Annotated in this window: 21 protein-coding genes; 8 read left to right on the top strand and 13 right to left on the bottom strand. The window is 70.0% G+C overall.

The window, feature by feature from the left end; all coding sequences use genetic code 11:
- The first annotated feature begins 128 nt into the window (after nucleotides 1-128).
- A complete protein-coding gene (locus tag ACFVXE_RS22155) occupies nucleotides 129-347 on the top strand; it encodes a hypothetical protein (RefSeq protein ID WP_389673345.1) in 219 nt (72 codons plus the stop codon).
- Between the two features lie 54 nt (nucleotides 348-401).
- Here the strand turns inward: ACFVXE_RS22155 and ACFVXE_RS22150 are convergent, their stop codons facing one another.
- Together ACFVXE_RS22150 and ACFVXE_RS22145 are read right to left on the bottom strand one after the other, a co-directional pair.
- Nucleotides 402-668, bottom strand: coding sequence for a hypothetical protein (locus ACFVXE_RS22150; RefSeq protein WP_389673344.1), 267 nt, complete (start codon nucleotides 666-668; stop codon nucleotides 402-404).
- Nucleotides 661-1,311: an RNA polymerase sigma factor gene (locus tag ACFVXE_RS22145; RefSeq protein ID WP_389673368.1), complete on the bottom strand. Its 651-nt coding sequence runs from the start codon at nucleotides 1,309-1,311 to the stop codon at nucleotides 661-663. The genes ACFVXE_RS22150 and ACFVXE_RS22145 overlap by 8 nt, the downstream gene beginning before the upstream one ends.
- A 199-nt stretch (nucleotides 1,312-1,510) precedes the next feature.
- On the opposite strand from ACFVXE_RS22145, the gene trpS reads away from it, so the two are divergent.
- Both trpS and ACFVXE_RS22135 read left to right on the top strand, forming a co-directional pair.
- Nucleotides 1,511-2,524 (top strand): tryptophan--tRNA ligase, encoded by a 1,014-nt coding sequence (gene trpS / locus ACFVXE_RS22140; RefSeq protein WP_389673343.1) that lies wholly within the window; start codon nucleotides 1,511-1,513, stop codon nucleotides 2,522-2,524.
- A gap of 142 nt (nucleotides 2,525-2,666) precedes the next feature.
- Nucleotides 2,667-3,257, top strand: a complete 591-nt coding sequence (locus ACFVXE_RS22135) for a 2'-5' RNA ligase family protein (protein WP_389673341.1) — start codon at nucleotides 2,667-2,669, stop codon at nucleotides 3,255-3,257.
- A gap of 20 nt (nucleotides 3,258-3,277) precedes the next feature.
- Here the strand turns inward: ACFVXE_RS22135 and ACFVXE_RS22130 are convergent, their stop codons facing one another.
- Both ACFVXE_RS22130 and ACFVXE_RS22125 read right to left on the bottom strand, forming a co-directional pair.
- Nucleotides 3,278-4,033 (bottom strand): decaprenylphospho-beta-D-erythro-pentofuranosid-2-ulose 2-reductase, encoded by a 756-nt coding sequence (locus ACFVXE_RS22130; protein ID WP_389673339.1) that lies wholly within the window; start codon nucleotides 4,031-4,033, stop codon nucleotides 3,278-3,280.
- Between the two features lie 124 nt (nucleotides 4,034-4,157).
- Nucleotides 4,158-5,507, bottom strand: a complete 1,350-nt coding sequence (locus tag ACFVXE_RS22125) for an FAD-binding protein (RefSeq protein ID WP_389673337.1) — start codon at nucleotides 5,505-5,507, stop codon at nucleotides 4,158-4,160.
- A 290-nt stretch (nucleotides 5,508-5,797) separates the two neighbouring features.
- Here ACFVXE_RS22125 and ACFVXE_RS22120 point away from each other — a divergent pair, with 290 nt between their 5' ends.
- Nucleotides 5,798-6,730, top strand: coding sequence for a YihY/virulence factor BrkB family protein (locus tag ACFVXE_RS22120; protein WP_389673335.1), 933 nt, complete (start codon nucleotides 5,798-5,800; stop codon nucleotides 6,728-6,730).
- On the opposite strand, the gene ACFVXE_RS22115 is transcribed toward ACFVXE_RS22120, so the two are convergent.
- Complete coding sequence (locus ACFVXE_RS22115; RefSeq protein ID WP_389673333.1) at nucleotides 6,678-7,949, bottom strand: D-alanyl-D-alanine carboxypeptidase family protein; 1,272 nt, start codon at nucleotides 7,947-7,949, stop codon at nucleotides 6,678-6,680. The genes ACFVXE_RS22120 and ACFVXE_RS22115 overlap by 53 nt on opposite strands.
- Before the next feature lie 121 nt (nucleotides 7,950-8,070).
- On the opposite strand from ACFVXE_RS22115, the gene ACFVXE_RS22110 reads away from it, so the two are divergent.
- The 3 genes from ACFVXE_RS22110 to ACFVXE_RS22100 all read left to right on the top strand — a co-directional run bounded on the left by ACFVXE_RS22110 (nucleotide 8,071) and on the right by ACFVXE_RS22100 (nucleotide 11,456).
- Nucleotides 8,071-8,316, top strand: coding sequence for an SCO4848 family membrane protein (locus tag ACFVXE_RS22110; protein WP_389673332.1), 246 nt, complete (start codon nucleotides 8,071-8,073; stop codon nucleotides 8,314-8,316).
- 92 nt (nucleotides 8,317-8,408) lie between these two features.
- Nucleotides 8,409-9,695, top strand: a complete 1,287-nt coding sequence (locus tag ACFVXE_RS22105; RefSeq protein WP_389673367.1) for a metallophosphoesterase — start codon at nucleotides 8,409-8,411, stop codon at nucleotides 9,693-9,695.
- A gap of 210 nt (nucleotides 9,696-9,905) precedes the next feature.
- On the top strand, nucleotides 9,906-11,456 hold the full coding sequence (locus ACFVXE_RS22100) for an ABC transporter substrate-binding protein (protein WP_389673330.1): 1,551 nt from the start codon (nucleotides 9,906-9,908) through the stop codon (nucleotides 11,454-11,456).
- A gap of 84 nt (nucleotides 11,457-11,540) precedes the next feature.
- On the opposite strand, the gene ACFVXE_RS22095 is transcribed toward ACFVXE_RS22100, so the two are convergent.
- The 4 genes from ACFVXE_RS22095 to ACFVXE_RS22080 form a co-directional block, all read right to left on the bottom strand.
- A complete protein-coding gene (locus tag ACFVXE_RS22095) occupies nucleotides 11,541-12,281 on the bottom strand; it encodes a TetR family transcriptional regulator (protein ID WP_389673328.1) in 741 nt (246 codons plus the stop codon).
- 29 nt (nucleotides 12,282-12,310) lie between these two features.
- The gene (locus tag ACFVXE_RS22090; protein WP_389673326.1) at nucleotides 12,311-12,739 is read right to left on the bottom strand and encodes a thiol-disulfide oxidoreductase DCC family protein; all 429 of its coding nucleotides are present in this window, start codon (nucleotides 12,737-12,739) and stop codon (nucleotides 12,311-12,313) included.
- Nucleotides 12,740-12,746: 7 nt separating this feature from the next.
- A complete protein-coding gene (locus ACFVXE_RS22085; RefSeq protein ID WP_389673325.1) occupies nucleotides 12,747-13,172 on the bottom strand; it encodes a hypothetical protein in 426 nt (141 codons plus the stop codon).
- Nucleotides 13,173-13,239: 67 nt separating this feature from the next.
- Entirely contained in the window at nucleotides 13,240-14,478 is a 1,239-nt protein-coding gene (locus ACFVXE_RS22080) for an MFS transporter (RefSeq protein WP_389673323.1), read from the bottom strand.
- An 88-nt stretch (nucleotides 14,479-14,566) separates the two neighbouring features.
- Here ACFVXE_RS22080 and ACFVXE_RS22075 point away from each other — a divergent pair, with 88 nt between their 5' ends.
- Nucleotides 14,567-15,106 (top strand): MarR family winged helix-turn-helix transcriptional regulator, encoded by a 540-nt coding sequence (locus ACFVXE_RS22075; RefSeq protein ID WP_389673322.1) that lies wholly within the window; start codon nucleotides 14,567-14,569, stop codon nucleotides 15,104-15,106.
- Between the two features lie 59 nt (nucleotides 15,107-15,165).
- Here the strand turns inward: ACFVXE_RS22075 and ACFVXE_RS22070 are convergent, their stop codons facing one another.
- The 4 genes from ACFVXE_RS22070 to ACFVXE_RS22055 form a co-directional block, all read right to left on the bottom strand.
- Nucleotides 15,166-15,744: a hypothetical protein gene (locus ACFVXE_RS22070; protein WP_389673321.1), complete on the bottom strand. Its 579-nt coding sequence runs from the start codon at nucleotides 15,742-15,744 to the stop codon at nucleotides 15,166-15,168.
- Nucleotides 15,745-15,923: 179 nt separating this feature from the next.
- Nucleotides 15,924-16,682 (bottom strand): succinate dehydrogenase iron-sulfur subunit, encoded by a 759-nt coding sequence (locus ACFVXE_RS22065; RefSeq protein WP_389673319.1) that lies wholly within the window; start codon nucleotides 16,680-16,682, stop codon nucleotides 15,924-15,926.
- On the bottom strand, nucleotides 16,682-18,442 hold the full coding sequence (gene sdhA / locus ACFVXE_RS22060; protein ID WP_389673317.1) for a succinate dehydrogenase flavoprotein subunit: 1,761 nt from the start codon (nucleotides 18,440-18,442) through the stop codon (nucleotides 16,682-16,684). The genes ACFVXE_RS22065 and sdhA overlap by 1 nt, the downstream gene beginning before the upstream one ends.
- 29 nt (nucleotides 18,443-18,471) lie before the next feature.
- On the bottom strand, nucleotides 18,472-18,948 hold the full coding sequence (locus ACFVXE_RS22055; RefSeq protein WP_389673316.1) for a succinate dehydrogenase hydrophobic membrane anchor subunit: 477 nt from the start codon (nucleotides 18,946-18,948) through the stop codon (nucleotides 18,472-18,474).
- Nucleotides 18,949-18,951: the final 3 nt, after the last annotated feature.

Here is an 18,951-nt window from a genome sequence, read left to right as displayed (position 1 = left end):
CGCCCCGGCCACCGCCGCCGTCACCCCGGCGGGCTGCCAGGGAACGCAGAGCCAGGGCGAGTGCCGCGCCCACCACCAGCCCGGGCACGGCCCACCACACGCCGTGGAAGCGGTCGGAGGAGCCGGCGGTGTCCGCGGACGCCGTCCGGGGGGAGGACGAGGAGGTCTCCGGCTCCGAGGCGAGGCCGGCCAGCGGGTCGGGGGCGGTCACCTTCCCGTTGTCCCAGCTCTGCGGGAACACGCTCGCGTACGCGACCTCGTCGGTCCTCTTCCCCATCAGCCCGAGATCCGTGAACAACCTGGTCAGCCTTGCCGGGTCCTTCGCCCGGTGCCAGTACCCGCGGTAGGCGGACGGAACCTCGGACGCCGTTCCGCTCAGGCACCCTTCCTCCGTCCCGGACTCACCGGTCGCCGTCCCGCACGGCTGCCTGCCGATCGTCGGTCGGTCGTCGGCCGGTCAGCGTCCGGGCTCGCCGACGGGCCCAGGCCACGCCTCGCTCCAGCCGCCCCGGGAACACCGGTACGGGCACCGGGACCGCTTCCCCGACGATCTGTGCCAGTACGCGTTCGGCCATCGACAGCCCGTCGTCCTCCGGCCCCGGCACGCCGATCCCGCGTCCCAGCGCCAGCAGCTCCGCCCGCAGGCGGGCCCGGTCCGGATCACTCATCCCCGTCATCCCCTTCCGCCTCCCGCCCGTCCACCGGGGCCCCGAGCCTCTTCTCCAGCTTTTTCAACGCGCGGTTCAGCCGGGACTTCACCGTTCCCCGGGGCCAGCCCAGTGTCTGCGCCGTCTCCGCCTCGTCCATCTCCAGCAGATAGCGGTACGTGACGACCTGTCGCTGTTCCTTGCTCAGCTCGCCGAGCGCGGCCGTCAGCAGCGTCCGGCGCTCCTCGGCCAGCGCCGCCACCGCCGGATCCGCCGACTCCGGTATCACCGGCTCGGCGCCCCGCATCATCGCCTCGCGCCCGGCCACCGCGCGTGCCCGCCCCGCCGACCGGAGTGTGTTCCTCGTCTCATTCACCACGATCCGCAGCAGCCATGGCCGGAACGCCGAGCCCTCCCGGAACCGCCCCAGCGACCGGTACGCCTTGAAGAACGCGGACTGCACCACATCCTCCGCCTCGGCCCCCGCCCCGAAGGCGACCGCGGCCCGCAGCGCGACGCCCGTGTGGGCGCGCACCAGCTGCGCGTATGCCTCCGGCTCTCCGGCGCGCACACGAGCGATCACCGCGGCCTCGTCATCGGCCGGTGCTGCCGCCGGTGCCTCGACCCGGCTCCGGGACCGCTGTTCGGGATACCTCTCGTACAGACCCCCGGACGGCCCGCCGACCGGGCCTGCGGACAGCCCTCCGGGCCGCTCCTCGGCTCGCCCGGGAGCGCGGTCCGGGCCCCCGTCGTCGACGGCGCGGTCCCGCTTCCGACCCCTCTGCAGGGCCCCCTCCTGCGTCCTCACACCTTTCATACACCGGCTGCCGGAGATCGGTTCCGTACCTGAGACAATGAGTTCCATGGCCTCTGAACGCCCCCGCGTGCTCTCCGGAATCCAGCCCACCGCAGGCTCGTTCCACCTCGGCAACTATCTCGGTGCGGTCCGCCAGTGGGTGGCGCTGCAGGAGTCCCACGACGCCTTCTACATGGTCGTGGACCTGCATGCGATCACCGTCCCGCAGGATCCCGTGGAGCTGCGTGCGAACACCCGGCTCGCCGTCGCCCAGCTGCTCGCCGCAGGCCTCGACCCCGAGCGCTGCACGCTCTTCGTCCAGAGCCACGTACCCGAGCACGCCCAGCTCGGCTGGGTCATGAACTGCCTCACCGGCTTCGGCGAGGCATCCCGGATGACGCAGTTCAAGGACAAGTCGGCCAAGCAGGGTGCCGACCGGGCGACGGTCGGTCTCTTCACGTACCCGGTGCTCCAGGTCGCGGACATCCTTCTCTACCAGGCCAACCAGGTCCCGGTCGGCGAGGACCAGCGTCAGCACATCGAGCTGACCCGCGACCTCGCCGAGCGCTTCAACGGCCGGTTCGGTGAGACCTTCACCGTTCCGGCGCCGTACATCCTCAAGGAGACGGCGAAGATCTTCGACCTGCAGGACCCGTCGATCAAGATGAGCAAGTCGGCGTCCACGCCGAAGGGCCTGATCAATCTGCTCGACGAACCGAAGACCACGGCCAAGAAGGTCAGGAGCGCGGTCACCGACACGGACACGGTCATCCGCTTCGACACCGAGAACAAGCCAGGCGTCAGCAACCTCCTGACCATCTACTCCACCCTGACCGGGACCGGTATCGCGGATCTGGAGCAGAAGTACGAAGGCAAGGGTTACGGTGCGTTGAAGACCGACCTCGCGGAGGTCATGGTCGAGTTCGTCACACCGTTCCGGGCCCGTACCGAGGAATACCTCGACGACCCGGAGACACTGGACTCGATCCTGGCCAAGGGCGCGGAGAAGGCCCGGGCGGTGGCCGCCGAGACCCTGGCGCAGACGTATGACCGGATGGGCTTTCTGCCCGCGAAGCACTGAGTCCAAGGACCCTGGCGGGACGGTGGTCACAGGCGGCACACTGGCGGTGGGGAACAGCCTCCGGCAACGGCTCGAAACCGGCCACCGATCGCGGTGACGGCGCGAGCCGGCCACCGACCCTTCGAAGATTGAGGAGAACGACGTGGGGACCGTAACGCTCGGCGTTTCGATCGCGGTCCCGGAGCCCTACGGCAGCCTGCTCCAGGAGCGGCGCGCGAGCTTCGGGGACCCTGCCGCGTTCGGCATTCCCACCCACGTCACCCTTCTCCCGCCGACCGCGGCGGAGGCCGCCGCGCTGCCCGCGATCGAGCGGCACCTCGCCGCGATCGCGGCCGGCGGCCGCCCCTTCCCCATGCGGCTGTCCGGCACGGGGACCTTCCGTCCCCTGTCGCCGGTCGTCTTCGTCCAGGTCGTCGAGGGCGCATCGGCCTGTTCCTGGCTGCAGAAGCGGGTGCGGGACGCGTCCGGTCCGCTGGTGCGTGAGCTGCAGTTCCCGTACCACCCGCATGTGACCGTGGCGCACGACATCCCGGAAGCGGCGATGGACCGTGCGTACGAGGAGCTCGCCGGCTATGAGGCGTCCTGGCTCTGCGGTTCCTTCGCGCTGTACGAACAGGGCCCGGACGCGGTCTGGCGCAAGATCAACGAGTTCCCGTTCGGGGCGGAGAGCGGCACGCCCGCCGTGCCCGCGCAGGGCGGGTCATCGGTGGACGAGCCGTCCCTGCACCCCTGAGGCGCCCGTAAGGGCCTAGCTCAGACCGGCAGGCGCCGGAAGAGCGGGCGCGGCACATGCCGCAGCGCCGACATCACCACCCGCAGCGCCCCCGGCACCCACACCGTCTCCGAGCGCCGCCGCAGCCCCGTCACGATCGCGTCCGCGACCGCGTCCGGGGTCGTCGCGAGCGGCGCCTCGGCCATCCCCGCCGTCATCTTCGACCGTACGAAGCCGGGGCGTACGACCATCACATGCACCCCGGTGCCGTGCAGCGCGTCACCCAGCCCTTGGGCGAACACGTCCAGGCCCGCCTTGCTCGATCCGTAGATGAAGTCGGCGCGCCGGGCGCGCTCGGCCGCCACCGAGGACAGCACCACCAGCGATCCGTGCCCCTGCGCCTGGAGCGCGCCGGCGCACACCAGACCGGCGGAGACGGCTCCCGTGTAGTTGGTCTGTGCGACCCGGACCGCGGAGAGAGGCTCCTCCTCGTCACGTTCCTGGTCGCCGAGGATGCCGAACGCGAGCAGCACCATGTCGATGTCGCCCTCGGCGAAGATCTTGCCGAGGGCGGTCTCGTGGGACTCGGAGTCGAGGGCGTCGAATTCGACCGTCCGGACGTAGGCACCCCGTGCGCGCAGCTCGGCCGCGGCCGACTCCAGGGCGGGGGAGGGGCGGCCGGCCAGCCAGACGGTGCGGGTGCGGCGGGCGATCAGGCGGCGCGCGGTGGCCAGCCCGATCTCCGACGTGCCACCGAGGACGAGCAGGGACTGCGGGGCACCGAAGGCGTCCTTCACGGAAACACTCCTAGCGGGGGCGGCGGGCGGAAGGGAGCGGGGCTGGGCGGGCGCGGACCGGATGGGGAGCGGCCCGGCGGAAGACGTGCCGGGTGGGGAACGTGCGGGTGGAAGGAGCGCCGGCTCAGAGGGCGAGGCGGCGGGAGAGGTCGGAGCGGAACGCCCCGTCCGGGTCCAGTTCGGCGCGCAGCGCCCGGAATTCGGGCAGCCGTGGGTACATCGCGGCCAGCGTCTCGGGGCGCAGCCGGGAGTCCTTCGCCAGACAGACCCGGCCACCGGCGGACGCCACCTCCTCGTCCAGGCCGTCGAGGAAGCGCGCCAGCCCCGGCAGCGTGGCCGGCAGGTCGAGGGCGAGCGTCCAGCCCGGCACCGGGAACGACAGCCAGCCCGGATCGCCCTCGCCGAACCGCTTGAGCACGGCCAGGAACGAGGGACAGCGACGGTGCGAGATCCGGCGCACGATCCGGCGCAGCGCCTCCTCCTGCCCGTACCCGACGACGAACTGGTACTGCACGAAGCCGCCGCGTCCGTAGACCCGGTTCCAGTGCGGAACGCCGTCCAGCAGGTGGAAGAACGTGGACAGCTTCTGGAGCCCGCCGGTGCGGAACCTGGGGGCTCTGCGGTACCAGAGCTCGTTGAAAAGGGCCGCGGAGGTGCGGCCGAGCAGCCCCTCGGGCACGAACGGGGGAGCGGCGGGCAGCTGTCCCGGACGGAACGAGAGCGGTGTGCGCCGGGCGCGCGCCGGGAGCACGTGCAGGGGTGCGTGCTCCCCCCGGCTGAGCACGGAGCGCCCTGTCGCGCTGCCTCGCGCCAGGAGGTCGATCCAGGCGGACGAGTAGCGGTAGCGGTGGTCGGTGGCGGTGAGCCGGTCCATCAAGTCGTCCAGATCGACGGCCCGTTCGGTGTCGACCCACATCAGTGACGTCGTGACCGGATGGAACTGGAGCGTCGCCGAAAGGATCACCCCGGTCAGTCCCAGGCCGCCCGCGGTGGCGTCGAAGAGGGCGGTGCCGGGCCGGACCGTACGGATGCCGCCGTCGGCGGTCAGCAGTTCCATCTCCCGGACGTGGCGGGAGAAGGAGCCGGAGACCCGGTGGTTCCGGCCGTGGATGTCGGCGCCGATCGCGCCGCCCACGGTGACGTGACGGGTCCCGGGGGTCACCGGCACGAACCAGCCGAGCGGCAGCAGCACTTCCATCAGCCGGTGCAGGCTCACGCCCGCGTCGCACACCACCAGGCCGGTGGCGGCGTCGATGGTACGGATCCGGTTCAGCGCGGTCATGTCGAGGACGGATCCGCCCGCGTTCTGCGCCGCGTCACCGTACGCCCGGCCCAGGCCGCGCGCGATGGAACCGCGGGGTCCGCAGCCGCGTACGGCGGCCGCCGCCTCCTCGTACGTGCGGGGACGGAACCGCAGGGCGGTCGTCGGGGCGGTGCGGCCCCAGCCGGTCAGGGACACGGTGTCGACAGACATGGTCGTGACCGTATCGCCCGAGAAAACCCCTTTGAGGGATTTATTACAGGACTCACCGAAATGGGTGATTGAGTGAGTGTCACCCGCCCATGCCGCGGAACTTCCGTTCCCGGCCAGAAGAGTTCACTCCGGGAGCCGGAGGACCGGGAGCGCCGGAAGAAGCCCGGCACGACACCCGCCCTCGGTTGCGAAACCGAGGGTCCGGTACCACTTCGGGCCCGGCATCACCGGTGCGCGCCTGCCGGCGCCCGCACACCGGTTCTCCGCGCCCAGGAGGGTACGCGCACGTCATGGACTGGCTGAAGAATCTCCCCGTCATCGGGCCCCTCGTCGCCCGGCTCATGACGACGCACGCCTGGCGCTCGTACGAAACACTGGACCGCGCCCACTGGACCCGGCTGGCCGCCGCGATCACGTTCATCAGTTTTCTGGCACTCTTCCCGCTGATCGCGGTCGGCGCGGCGATCGGCGCCGCGCTGCTCACCACCGAGCAGCTGGACAAGATCGAGAACAAGATCGCCGAGCAGGTGCCGGGCATCTCCGACCAGCTCGGCATCGACAGCCTGGTGGCCAACGCGGGCACGGTCGGGCTGGTCGCCGGTGCGCTGCTGCTCTTCACCGGCATCGGCTGGATCGGTGCGATGCGGGACTGCCTGCGCGCGGTCTGGGGCAAGGACGACACGGACGAGGGCAACCCGTTCGTCCGCAGGCTCAAGGACGCCGGGCTGCTGGTCGGCCTCGGCGGGGCGGCGCTCGTCACCCTCGCGGCCTCCACCGCGGGATCCACCGCGGTCGGCTGGACCGCCGGCCTGCTGGGCATCCCCAACCACGGCGCGGGCGGGGTGCTGCTGCGGGTCGTGGCGCTGCTGGTGGCCGCCGTGGCCGACTTCCTGCTGTTGCTCTACCTGCTGACGCTGCTGCCCGGTGTGACGCCGCCGCGGCGCAGACTGGTGACGGCCGCCGTGATCGGGGCGATCGGCTTCGAACTCCTCAAGCTGCTGCTCGGCAGCTACATGAGGAGCGTCGCGTCGAAGAGCATGTACGGCGCCTTCGGTGTGCCGATCGCCCTGCTGCTGTGGATCAACTTCACGGCCAAGCTGCTGCTGTTCTGCGCCGCCTGGACGGCGACGCGGAGCAGCAAGGACATCCGGGTGGAGGACGCCCGGGACGTCAGCGGCGGGGAAGGCGACGCACCAGGTCCGGCAGCGGCCAGCGCCGGTTGACCAGATACACCGCGCCGGCCACCAGGACCAGCACCCCGCCGACGATTCCCAGCGCGATCCCGACGCCGCCGGTGCCCACGGCAGCCGCCGTGGCGGTGGCCGGCCCCTTCCTGCCCGTGCCCGGTGACGCGGTGTCCGCGCCCGACCCGTGCGTCGACTGGGCGCCCTTGCCGGTGCCCGTACCGGTCTCCGCGGACTTCGGGGGCACCAGCTCGCCGACCGGGGTCACCTTGCCGACCGAGTCGAAGCCCCAGTCGAGCAGGCTCGCGGCCTCCTTGTAGACGGCGTGGGCCTCGTCGGACGACGGGTTCATGACGGTGACGAGCAGAACCTTGCCGTTGCGCTCGGCGACGCCCGTGAAGGTGTTGCCCGCGTGCGTGGTGTAGCCGTTCTTGACGCCCGCGATGCCCTCGTACGCCTCGACGCCGTCGGCGCCGGTGAGCAGCCGGTTGGTGTTCTGGATCTCGAAGGTCTCGCGCTTCTTCCCCTTCTTCTTCTCGCCGGGGAAGTCGGCCGTCGCCGTCGAGCAGTACTCCCGGAAGTCCGCCTTCTGCAGCCCGCTGCGGGCGAACAGGGTGAGGTCGTACGCGCTGGAGACCTGGTGGGGCGCGTCGTAGCCGTCCGGCGACACCACGTTCGTGTCGAGGGCCTGAAGTTCCTCGGCGTGCTCCTGCATGGCGGAGACGGCCTTGTCCACGCCCCCGTACATGTGGGACAGCACGTGCACCGCGTCGTTGCCGGAGCGCAGGAAGACGCCGCGCCACAGGTCCTGGACCGTGTAGGTCAGGTTCTCCTTGACGCCGACCAGGCTGCTGCCCTCACCGATGTCGGCGAGATCCTCGTTCGTCACCTTGTGCTCCAGCGTCTTCGGCTGCAGCTCGGGGGATTCCATGACGGTGTCCGCGAACAGCATCTTCAGGGTCGACGCGGGGGGCAGCCGCCAGTGCGGGTTGTGCGCGGCGAGGACGTCCCCGCTCTCCGCGTCCGCGACGATCCAGGACCGGCCGGTGAGCTCCTTCGGCAGCACCGGGGCGCCGGCCCCCAGATTGACCTGCGTGCCGACCCGGCTGAGCTGCGAGCCGCCGACCTTCGACATCGGGCTGGTCGGCTTCGGATCGTCGGCGGTGTCCTTGTCGACCGCCGACGCGGGGTTGACGACAAAAGTGGACAACAGGGCGGCAGAGATGACCGTCAACACGGTCTTTTTCAGAGCAGGCACGGTCGGAAACGTACAGGCTGATGATGTGAACAGGGGTGCAGACCGGTGGACCCGCCGCATGTGCCGCCGGGACAGCCCACCCCGGGCGGCCCGGCCGGGGGGCGGTGGCGATACTGGAACCATGAAGCTCAGCCGCCCCGTCTCCTGGTTCCTGCTCGCCTTCGGGGTGTGGAGCTGGGTCATTTGGGTCACTTTCGCCAAGAATCTATGGAAAGACGGCAGTGGACTCGCCTTCGATGACGCGGGTGACCCGACTGCTTACTTCTGGGTGCATCTGCTGCTCGCCATCACGTCCTTTCTCCTGGGGACGGCAGTCGGTGTGATCGGGTTCCGCGGGCTCAGGGCGCTGCGCCGCGAACGCGCGTAACCGGCCGCACGTCGACCGGAAACAGACGTACGGAACACAGCTGCACGGAAGCCGGACGCGGCCGGAGAGACGGGCGGGTAGCGCAAGTGGCAGTGGTCTTCGTGCTGATGGCGGTCGCGGTCCTGGTGCTGCTCGTGGCGGTGCACCGCTACGTGTGGCGCCGCTTCGTGGGCGACACGACGGCCCCGGGCGGCATGGCGCGCAGAGCGGGCACGGTGGCGGTCTGGCTGCTGCCGCTGCTGAGCCTGGGCGCGCTGGTCTCGGGGCGGGTGGGCGCCCCGTTCTGGCTGCAGCGGGCACTGGCGTGGCCGGGCTACCTGTGGCTGGCGGCGCTGCTGTATCTGACGCTGGCCCTGCTGGTGGGTGAGGCGGTACGGCCGGTTCTGCGACGGTTCCTCGCGCACCGGGAGGGCCGCGGTGCGGAAGTCGGGCCCGGCCCGGCCGAAAGCGCTCCGTCCCGGCCCGGAACCGTCGCGCGGGAGGCTGCCGCGCGGGATGTATCCCCGTTCGCGGCGCACGGAGGTCCGGCCCCCGCCGCCCCCGTCACGGCCGGGCCGTCACGCCGCCTGTTCGTGGCGCGCGCCGTCGGCGGCGCCGCGGCCGTCGCCGGACTCGGCACCGTCGGATACGGCGCCTACAGCGTGCTGCGCGGTCCCCAGGTCAAGCGCGTCACCGTCCCGCTCGCCAAGCTGCCCCGTGCCGCGCACGGCTTCCGGATCGCCGTCGTCAGCGACATCCACCTCGGCCCGGTCCTGGGCCGCGCCCACACGCAGCGGATCGTCGACACGATCAACCGGACCCAGCCCGATCTGATCGCCGTCGTCGGCGATCTCGTCGACGGAACCGTCGCCGACCTCGGCCCGGCCGTCGAGCCGCTCGCACAGCTGAGCGCCCGTCACGGTTCCTTCTTCGTCACCGGGAATCACGAGTACTACTCCGGCGCCGCCCCGTGGATCGAACACGTCAGGGAGCTGGGGCTGCACCCGCTGGAGAACACCCGGGTCGAGATCGAGGGCTTCGACCTGGCCGGGGTCAACGACATCGCCGGGCAGGGCGAGGGGCAGGGCCCCGACTTCGACCGCGCCCTCGGTGGCCGGGACCGGACCCGCGCCGCCGTCCTCCTCGCCCATCAGCCGGTCGTCATCGACGACGCCGTCGCGTGCGGGGTGGACCTCCAGCTCTCCGGTCACACCCACGGCGGCCAGCTCTGGCCCGGCAACTACCTCGCCGAACTGGCCAACCCCACCGCCGCCGGGCTCGAACGCTACGGTGACACGCAGCTGTACGTCTCGCGCGGGGCGGGCGCCTGGGGCCCGCCCGTCCGGGTCGGCGCCCCTTCCGACATCACCGTCGTGCAACTCGCCTCCCGGCAGGCGTAACGACGCAAAAGGGACGTTCAACTACGTGACAACCGCGCGGGTTTCGGTCGATCGGTCCCGCGAAGGTTTCAACTGCCGAACAAAAGGCTATGAGATATGGATTTCCTCTTCCGGATGTGAATTTCGTGTGATTTGCTGACCGCGAGCATGCGGTGATGTGCGTTCCTGAGCACATCTGCCCAGGTGGGGCTGGTAAGGGAGAGCACGGCAATGCGGTCGATCCGGCTACGGATTCTCGCGATTCTCGCGGTTTTGGTCATCGCAGGCGTCGTCGCCTGGCAGTTGCTTCCGTCGGACGAGGTGAAGAACGATCCGATCGCGGTCGGCACGACGGACGAAGTGACGTCGCTCGACCCGGCCGGCGCGTACGACGCCGGTTCCTGGGCGATGTACAGCAACGTGTACCAGTCCCTCATGACGTTCAAGTCCGGGGCGATCGTCCCCGAGCCGGACGCCGCCGAGAGCTGCGGGTTCATCGGTCAGAAGCTGCAGACGTACCAGTGCAAGCTGCGTGACGACCTGACCTTCTCCAACGGCCGGAAGATCACCGCCGCCGATGTCGAGTACTCCATCGAACGCATGATCAGGATCAAGACGGACGTCGGTCCTTCGGTGCTGTTCCCCAGCCTGAAGAACGTGGTGTCCGAAGGCCGCACGATCACCTTCAACCTCTCCTCGCGCGACGCGACCTTCCCGCAGAAGCTCGCCACCGGCGCCGGCTCGATCGTCGACCGCAACGAGTACCCGGCGGACAAGCTCCGTACCGGGAACAAGGTCGACGGCTCGGGCCCGTACATCCTGAAGTCGTACACGGCGGGCAAGGCCGAACTGGTCCCCAACACCCGGTACAAGGGCGCACTGACGAAGACCGGTGTCCCGGTCACCGTCCGCTACTACAAGGAGTCGGACGAACTCCTGGCGGCCTGGAAGTCCGGGAAGGTCGATGTGACGCACCGGCAGCTGCCGCCCGCCACGCTCGCCGCCCTGAACCCCGGCGACCCCGACATGCGCGTCACCGAGGCGGACAGCGCCGAGATCCGCAACCTGGTGTTCAACGTGCGGCCCGGCGCACCGCTCGCCAACAAGAAGGTCCGGCAGGCCATCGCGGCGATCATCGACCGCGGGCCGCTGGTGACCGACGTCTACAAGGGCACCGTCGAGCCGCTCTACTCGCTGATCCCGCAGGGGTACATCGGGCACAGCACGCCGTTCTTCGACGCCTACCCGTCGCCCGACCCGGCGCGCGCCAAGAAGCTGATGCAGGAGGCGGGGGTGCAGCTCCCGCTGCACATCAACTTCGCCTACCGGGCCGACGAGGCGTACACGAAGGAGACCGCCGAGATCCGCCGTCAGCTGGAGGCGGACGGTCTGTTCAAGGTCTCGGTCAAGGCCGTGGAGTGGAAGGACTTCCAGAAGGGCTACGCGGCCGGCAAGTACGACGCGTACACCGTCGGATGGCTGCCCGACTACCCGGACCCCGACACCTTCAGCCAGCCGCTCGTCGGCCGCGACACCAGCCTCCACAACGGCTACACCAGCAAGAAGATGGACCAGCTGATCTCGTCCACGCTGCAGTACAGCGACCGCAGCCGCACCGCCACGGACTTCAAGGCGCTGCAGGCGCTGGTCGGCGAGGACGTGCCGCTCGTGCCGCTGTGGCAGAAGAAGGACTACGTCGTCAGCACGACCGATGTCTCCGGCTCGCAGTACCTGTCGGACGGCACGGGCATCTGGCGGCTGTGGGAACTGCACTGGATCTGATCCCCGGATCCGGGAAGAGCTGTGGCCGGGGCCGGCCGGAGACTGCGCACCTCGTGCGCCGGTCTCCGGCCGGCCCCGGCCGTCTCATGCCTCCGCCGGGTCCTGGACCTTCCCGGCCGGCCCCCCGGCCGCCGGACCGGGCAGGAACTCCGCGAGTACGTCGTGGACCTGCCGTACGAGCGGTCGCAGCACCCGGAACCGGGAGAGGGCGATCGCCCGGGCGCCGATCGGTGCGGTCCGCTCGACGAGGCGCCTGCTGCGCTCGGCGCCCTCCGTCCGGTCGTACACCCAGTACAGCACCAGCCCCATCTGCATCAGCCACATCAACTGCGGCAGCGTCTCCGCGAGGTCCGGGTCGGTCTTGGTGCTGGAGCCGGACAGGCACCGCTCGTGTATGGAGATCGCCGCCTCCCGGGCCGCGACCGACTCCCCGGAGAACGGGGAGAGCGGGCTTTCCGGGTCGGCGGCGTTCTTGAAGAACTGTGCGGCGAAGCGGTGGTAGGGCTCGGCCACGTCGAGCCAGCTGAGCAGAACCCCGCGGATGCGTACGGCCAGGTCCTTGTCGCCCGCCAGGACCGGCTGGACCGCCGCCTCGTGCTCGGCGGCGAGCCGGTCGTAGAACCCCTGGACGAGATGTTCCTTGCCCGCGAAGTAGTAGTAGGCGTTTCCGACGGAAACACCGGCCTCCTGCGCGATGGCCCGCATCGTCGTCCTGTCGTAACCGCGTTCCTCGAAGAGCCGGAGCGCGGTTTCGAGGATCAGCGTGCGGGTCTGCTCGCTCTTGGGAGCCTTGACATCCTTCACGTCCTTCGCTTCCTTCGCCACAGTCCCGAGGGTATCCGCCCGTTCCGGCGTCAGGGGCCGGGGGCCGGGGCAGTGCAGCTCGTATCCCCGGGGCCGCAGGGCGCGGCTCGCACGGACCGGTACTTCGCGGCCGCGAGCACCGAGGCCCGGGCGAACGGCATGCCCGCCGGAGTGGCCAGCCAGTGGGCCCTGGGCCGGTGCTCGGCCAGGGCCCACAGGCAGACGATCCAGGCGGAGGTTCCGCGGTAGATCTGCCCCCGGTCGCCGACCACGGTGATCTCGTCGAGCGTCCCGGAGTGATCGAGCCCGGGGAAGCGGCGGCGCGCCTCATCGGAAGCCGCCGGGACGAGGTCGAGCGGGACGAGCTGACGCTGCTTCATCAGCCAGTTGCGCAGATGGACACAGAGCGAGCACTGCGCGTCGTAGAGCACGGTCAGCCGCTCGACCGGTGTCCGTGCCCCCGCTGCGGTGGCAGTCATCGTCCCGTCACCGGCCGGCCGCGGGCGCGGCCCAGGGGCCCGGGCCCGTCCACGCCTCCGGCGGCACCGGCGGGGTCTGCTCGCGCTCCATCAGGCCGCGGCGGCGGATCCTGTTGAGCACGTACACATTGCCGAGGTGCATCACCCCGAGGACGAGCAGGACGACGCCGACCTTCACCGAGAGAGCCTCGAAGAGACCGCGGGCGTCGGCGACCGCGTCGGAGTTCTTCAGGTACAGCGTGACGAAGCCCAGGTTGACCAGGTAGAAGCCGACCACCAGCAGGTGGTTGACGGCGTCGGCGAGCTTCGCGTTCCCGTGCAGGACGTCGGCGAGGAAGACCTTTCCGTTACGGCTCAGCGTGCGGGCGACCCAGACGGTGAGCGCCACGCTGACCAGCAGGTAGATGACGTACGCGACAACAGTGAGGTCCATGCCCCACCCTCCCTTGAACGCGTTCAAAAGCTGTTGTCATGAACTGTAGACCCGTAATTGAACATGTTCAAGAGGGGACTCCGGAGTGCTCGTCCTCGGTCGCGCCGGGCGTCCGCTCCGGTGCCACGAAGCCCCGTACGCCCGGTACCGCCGCCGTCGCCAGGCAGGCCGCGCCGACCGTCACCGCCGCCACGGCCAGCGGGAGTTGGGCACCCCAGGCGGCGGCCGCGAGCGGGGCGAGGGCGTAGCCGAGCGGCATCGCGCCGAGGGAGAGCAGCCAGTCGTACGAGGTCACGCGGGCCAGTGCGTGAGCGGGTACGGCGGCCTGGACCGAGGTGTCCCAGACGGGGCCGAGGAAGCCGAGGCCGGCCAGGGCGAGGCCGTACGCGGCGACGGTCAGTGCTGTCGGCGCGTCCGCGGCGAGCAGCCCGAGCGGGAGCGCATAGGTGGCGAGTCCCAGGTTCGCCACCAGGACCGGACGGCGCGGGCGTACCCGGCCCGCCAGGAGCGAGCCGAGGAGGAGGCCCACCGCGCCCGTCTGGAGCAGGGCGATCCAGGCGTCCTTGCCGCCCATCTCGCTGATCGCGAGGGCCGGGCCCAGGGTCATCAGGACGGCCGCGGCGCCGTTCCAGGAGGCGTGGGCGAGCAGGCTCGTCCAGTACCAGTCACGGCCGCGGACCTCGCTCCACCCGTCCTTGAGGTCGGTGAGCACCGAGCGGCGCGGGATCGGCACGTGCCGGACCTCGATGACGGAGAGCAGCGCGGCGCTCACCGCGAAGCTCGCACTGTCCAGCACGAACGCCCAGCCGGGGCCCGCGGTGAGGATCAGGGTCCCGGCGACGGCGGGACCGCCGAGCCGGGTCGCGCCGGCGGCGACCGCCATCAGGGAGTTGGCGCGCAGCAGCCCCGGCGGGTCCACGGTGCCCCGGACCAGGGGTGAGGCGGTCGGCATGGCGAAGGCGCCCGCGGCGCCGCCGAGCACCTCGGCGACCGCGATCCGCCACAGCTCGGGTGTGCCGCCGAGCAGTTCCACGCCGACGAAGAGCTGAGTGGCGCACCGTACGAGATCGGTCGTGAGCGCCACCGTACGGGCGTTGAAGCGGTCGCCGACGACACCGCCGAGCGGCAGCAGGAGGAGTTTGGGCACCATCGCGCACGCCAGCACCACGGCGAGGGCGCCGGTCGAGCCGGTGGCGAGATAGACGGCGAGGGAGAGGGCGGCGGGGATGACGGCATCGCCGAGCTGGGACAGGGTGCGTCCGATGAAGAGCAGGCGGAAGGCGCGCGAGCGCAGAGGATGTGGCATGCGCGGGAATCTATTTCGGAAACGAACTATTCGTCAACGAAGTACCGGAGGGGGAAACGGAGTTGAGCCCCGGGCGTAGGCTTTCCTCATGGAGCGACGCGACTGGACCGACGGGCATGTCGAGCGGTGGAAGCCCGTGCTTCCCGATCTCGACCCCGAGGTCGAGGGTGCGGTGACCCGCATGGAGAAGCTCTCGGTGCATCTGCGCCGGGTGCGCGAACAGTCCCTGGTCGATTTCGATCTTGACCGCCAGGAGTTCGACACGCTCCACAAGCTCGCCGGGCGCGGTGGGAAGGCGGCTCCGTCGGAGCTCTCCGCCGACCTGGATCTCGCCCCCGCCTCCATCACCGGCCGGCTGGACGCGCTCGAACGCCGCGGTTTCGTCCGGCGCTCACCCTCCACCAGGGACCGGCGGCGCGTCGACGTGGAGCTCACCGACGAAGGCCGCTCGACCTGGCTGGGCGCGATGGATTTCCTCGGTCACGAGGAGTACCGGCTGCTCGGCGTCCTCCGGCCGGAGGAACGCACCGTGCTCAACGACATGCTGCGGCGCATCATGGTCGTGGCGGAGGGCCGGACCGGCGCGGAGTGGGACCGGGCGCGGCCCGGATCCGAACCGCTCGCGTGAAGAGGGGCGTTGCCCGCCCTCTTGGCTCCGCCCCGATTCTCCCCGTAGTCGATGGGCCGTCAGATGCTCAGCGAGCGGGCCGTGTTGATCTGAGCCATCACCATATGGAACGTCTCCGGGCCGATCGCCGGGATCATCGTCGAGTGGTGGCGACCGCCGCTGATCACCGAGATCTGGATGAATCCGGTCGTCTTCTTCTCCTTCATCAGGAGGAAGAACAGCCCCACCAGGCAGAACAGGGCGAAGATGATCGCAAGCACGATCGCGACCGGCGGAATCCTCTCCTCGGTGCGTGACATGTCGGTGGCCGTCCACACCGCTCCCTTGAGCGGCATGGTGCCGGACGGCGTCACGATCGAGTCGTTCATGACGGTGATGTCGCCGAGCGACAGGATCGGCGCACCGCCGCCCATGGGCCCCGGGCCCAGCTGCGGGGGGAACCCGTAACCGGGCAGGGTCGGCGGGACCGGCGGGGGGACGGCCGGGTAGCCGTAGGCCGGGCCCGGCCGGGCCGCGGAGTCCGGCAGCTGCTCCGGGTAGCCGTAGGTCCGGCCGTCCGCGAAGGTGGGCGGATTGCCCGGCTGCTGGGGCGGTCCCCACTTGTATGAGTCGTCCGCGTACGGATTCGGATCGCTCAACGTTCCCCCGCTCTCGATCAAGCCTGTGCGCCCCGCGCGTCGCCGCCCCGGGCGGTGAACCGGTCTCCGGCTCCGCACGACCGTACCGAACCGGTCAGCCCGGCGCAGCAGGAGACCCCGCCTCCCGCAGCATTCCTGCGGGGGACGGGGCCTCCGGTACGACTGGCCTGCGGGAAGGGTCAGAAGCGACGCGTGATCAGCGCGCGCTTCACTTCCTGGATCGCCTTGGTGACCTCGATGCCACGCGGGCAGGCGTCCGTGCAGTTGAAGGTGGTGCGGCAACGCCACACACCGTCACGGTCGTTGAGGATCTCCAGCCGCTGCTCGCCGCCCTCGTCACGCGAGTCGAAGATGAAGCGGTGCGCGTTGACGATCGCCGCCGGGCCGAAGTACTGGCCGTCGTTCCAGAACACCGGGCACGACGAGGTGCACGCGGCGCACAGGATGCACTTGGTGGTGTCGTCGAACCGCTCGCGGTCCTCGGCGGACTGCAGACGCTCGCGCGTCGGCTCGTTCCCCTTGGTGATGAGGAACGGCATGACGTCGCGGTACGCCTGGAAGAACGGGTCCATGTCGACCACGAGGTCCTTGAGGACCGTGAGGCCCTTGATGGCCTCGACCGTGATCGGCTTCTCCGGGTTGATGTCCTTGATCAGCGTCTTGCAGGCGAGCCTGTTCTTGCCGTTGATCCGCATCGCGTCGGAGCCGCAGATGCCGTGCGCGCAGGAACGGCGGAACGTCAGCGTCCCGTCGGTCTCCCACTTGATCTTGTGAAGGGCGTCGAGGACGCGCTCCTTCGGGTCGATCTCGATCTGGAAGTCCTGCCACTGGGCCTCGTCGGAGACCTCGGGGTTGAAGCGGCGGATCCGGAGGGTGACCGCGATGTACGGGGAGGCGGCGGACTCCGCCTCCACCTTGTCCAGAGTCGGGGTTGCCATCAGTACTTACGCTCCATCGGCTGGTAGCGGGTCTGGACGACCGGCTTGTAGTCGAGCCGGATCGACTCGGTGCCGTCGTCGGCGACCTCGCGGTACGCCATGGTGTGGCGCATGAAGTTGACGTCGTCGCGGTTCGGGTAGTCCTCGCGGTAGTGACCACCGCGGGACTCCTTGCGGGCCAGCGCGGAGGTCGCCATGACCTCGGCCAGGTCGAGCAGGTTGCCCAGCTCGATGGCCTCCAGGAGGTCGGTGTTGAACCGCTTGCCCTTGTCCTGGATGGACACGCTGAGGTAGCGCTTGCGCAGCTCGGCGATCTTGTCGACGGCCGTCTTGATGGTCTGCTCGGTACGGAACACCATCACGTTGGCGTCCATGCACTCCTGCAGCTCCAGACGGAGCGTCGCGACGCGCTCGTTGCCCGTCGAGTTGCGCAGCCGCTCGACCTGGTCGATGACCAGCTGCGCCGGGTTCTCGGGGAGCTCGACGAAGTCGTGCTTCGCGGAGTACTCGGCGGCGGCGATGCCCGACCGGCGCCCGAAGACGTTGATGTCGAGCAGCGAGTTGGTGCCCAGACGGTTGGCGCCGTGCACCGAGACGCACGCGACCTCGCCGGCGGCGTACAGGCCCGGGACGACGGTGGTGTTGTCGGCCAGCACCTCGCCCTGGACGTTGGTCGGGATGCCGCCCATGGCGTAGTGCGCGGTCGGCTGGATCGGGATCGGGTCCGTGTAGGGCTCGATACCGAGGTACGTACGCGCGAACTCGGTGATGTCCGGGAGCTTCGCGTCCAGCTGCTCCGGCGGCAGGTGCGTGAGGTCGAGGTAGACGTGGTCGCCCTCGGGACCGCAGCCGCGGCCCTCACGGATCTCCGTGTAGATGGAGCGGGACACGACGTCACGGGACGCGAGGTCCTTCATGACGGGCGCGTACTTCTCCATGAAGCGCTCGCCGTCCTTGTTGCGGAGGATGCCGCCCTCACCACGGGCGCCCTCCGTCAGCAGGATGCCCATGCGCCAGATGCCCGTCGGGTGGAACTGGAAGAACTCCATGTCCTCCAGCGGCAGACCGCGGCGGTACGCGGCGGCCTGGCCGTCACCGGTCAGGGTGTGGGCGTTCGACGTCACCTTGAAGAACTTGCCGGTGCCGCCGGAGGCGAAGATGATCGCCTTCGCCTGGAAGACGTGGATCTCGCCGGTCGCCAGCTCGTACGCGACGACGCCCGCGGACTTCTTCAGTCCGGTCTCGGGGTCCTCCTGCAGCAGCAGGTCCAGGACGTAGAACTCGTTGAAGAACTCCACGCCCTCCTTGACGCAGTTCTGGTACAGCGTCTGGAGGATCATGTGGCCGGTACGGTCCGAGGCGTAGCAGGACCGGCGGACCGGGGCCTCGCCGTGGTTACGGCTGTGGCCGCCGAAGCGACGCTGGTCGATCTTGCCCTCGGGCGTGCGGTTGAACGGCAGGCCCATCTTCTCCAGGTCGAGAACGGAGTCGATGGCCTCCTTCGCCAGGATCTCGGCGGCGTCCTGGTCGACCAGGTAGTCGCCGCCCTTGATCGTGTCGAAGGTGTGCCACTCCCAGTTGTCCTCCTCCACGTTGGCGAGCGCGGCGGCCATGCCGCCCTGCGCGGCGCCCGTGTGGGAGCGGGTCGGGTACAGCTTCGTGAGCACGGCGGTACGGCTGCGCTTCGTCGACTCGATGGCCGCGCGCATGCCGGCGCCGCCGGCGCCGACGATGACGGTGTCGTACTTGTGGATCTGCATGATTTCCTCTGGTCCCTCTGGCCCGGCGCCTAGCGGATGTTCGGGTCGAAGGTGAAGATCACCAGCGTGCCCAGCAGGACGGTGAACACCGTGGCGGTGTACAGCAGCATCTTGAGCCAGAAGCGGGTGTTGTCCCGTTCGGCGTAGTCATTGATGACTGTACGGAGGCCGTTGGCGCCGTGGAGCATGGCCAGCCACAGCATCGCCAGGTCCCAGACCTGCCAGAACGGCGAGGCCCAGCGGCCCGCCACGAAGGCGAAGCCGATCTTGGAGACGCCGCCGTCCAGCACGAGCTGGATCAGCAGGTGGCCGAGGACCAGGACGACGAGCACGATGCCCGACAGGCGCATGAAGAGCCAGGCGTACATCTCGAAGTTGGTGCGCGAGCCCTTCGGGCTCTTGCCCGTCCGCTTGCGCGGGGACTCGATGACCGGGGCCGGGTGGTCCACGTCGTAGAGGCTGACGCCTTCGACGGAGCCGATCGCGGCGGAAGAGTCGGTGGACATTGG

It is taken from the genome of Streptomyces sp. NPDC058231 (assembly GCF_042882275.1).
Classification (GTDB): Bacteria; Actinomycetota; Actinomycetes; order Streptomycetales; family Streptomycetaceae; genus Streptomyces.
This window is presented reverse-complemented; position numbering and strand designations above follow the sequence as displayed.

What these genes read in the sequence shown, in the direction of transcription:
- ACFVXE_RS22125 (WP_389673337.1), bottom strand. Translation starts at nt 5,507, where the DNA reads ATGTCTGTCGACACCGTGTCCCTGACCGGCTGGGGCCGCACCGCCCCG.
- ACFVXE_RS22065 (WP_389673319.1), bottom strand. Translation starts at nt 16,682, where the DNA reads ATGGCAACCCCGACTCTGGACAAGGTGGAGGCGGAGTCCGCCGCCTCC.
- ACFVXE_RS22085 (WP_389673325.1), bottom strand. Translation starts at nt 13,172, where the DNA reads ATGGACCTCACTGTTGTCGCGTACGTCATCTACCTGCTGGTCAGCGTG.
- ACFVXE_RS22150 (WP_389673344.1), bottom strand. Translation starts at nt 668, where the DNA reads ATGAGTGATCCGGACCGGGCCCGCCTGCGGGCGGAGCTGCTGGCGCTG.
- trpS (WP_389673343.1), top strand. Translation starts at nt 1,511, where the DNA reads ATGGCCTCTGAACGCCCCCGCGTGCTCTCCGGAATCCAGCCCACCGCA.
- ACFVXE_RS22100 (WP_389673330.1), top strand. Translation starts at nt 9,906, where the DNA reads ATGCGGTCGATCCGGCTACGGATTCTCGCGATTCTCGCGGTTTTGGTC.
- ACFVXE_RS22110 (WP_389673332.1), top strand. Translation starts at nt 8,071, where the DNA reads ATGAAGCTCAGCCGCCCCGTCTCCTGGTTCCTGCTCGCCTTCGGGGTG.
- ACFVXE_RS22080 (WP_389673323.1), bottom strand. Translation starts at nt 14,478, where the DNA reads ATGCCACATCCTCTGCGCTCGCGCGCCTTCCGCCTGCTCTTCATCGGA.
- ACFVXE_RS22120 (WP_389673335.1), top strand. Translation starts at nt 5,798, where the DNA reads ATGGACTGGCTGAAGAATCTCCCCGTCATCGGGCCCCTCGTCGCCCGG.
- ACFVXE_RS22075 (WP_389673322.1), top strand. Translation starts at nt 14,567, where the DNA reads ATGGAGCGACGCGACTGGACCGACGGGCATGTCGAGCGGTGGAAGCCC.
- sdhA (WP_389673317.1), bottom strand. Translation starts at nt 18,442, where the DNA reads ATGCAGATCCACAAGTACGACACCGTCATCGTCGGCGCCGGCGGCGCC.
- ACFVXE_RS22090 (WP_389673326.1), bottom strand. Translation starts at nt 12,739, where the DNA reads ATGACTGCCACCGCAGCGGGGGCACGGACACCGGTCGAGCGGCTGACC.
- ACFVXE_RS22055 (WP_389673316.1), bottom strand. Translation starts at nt 18,948, where the DNA reads ATGTCCACCGACTCTTCCGCCGCGATCGGCTCCGTCGAAGGCGTCAGC.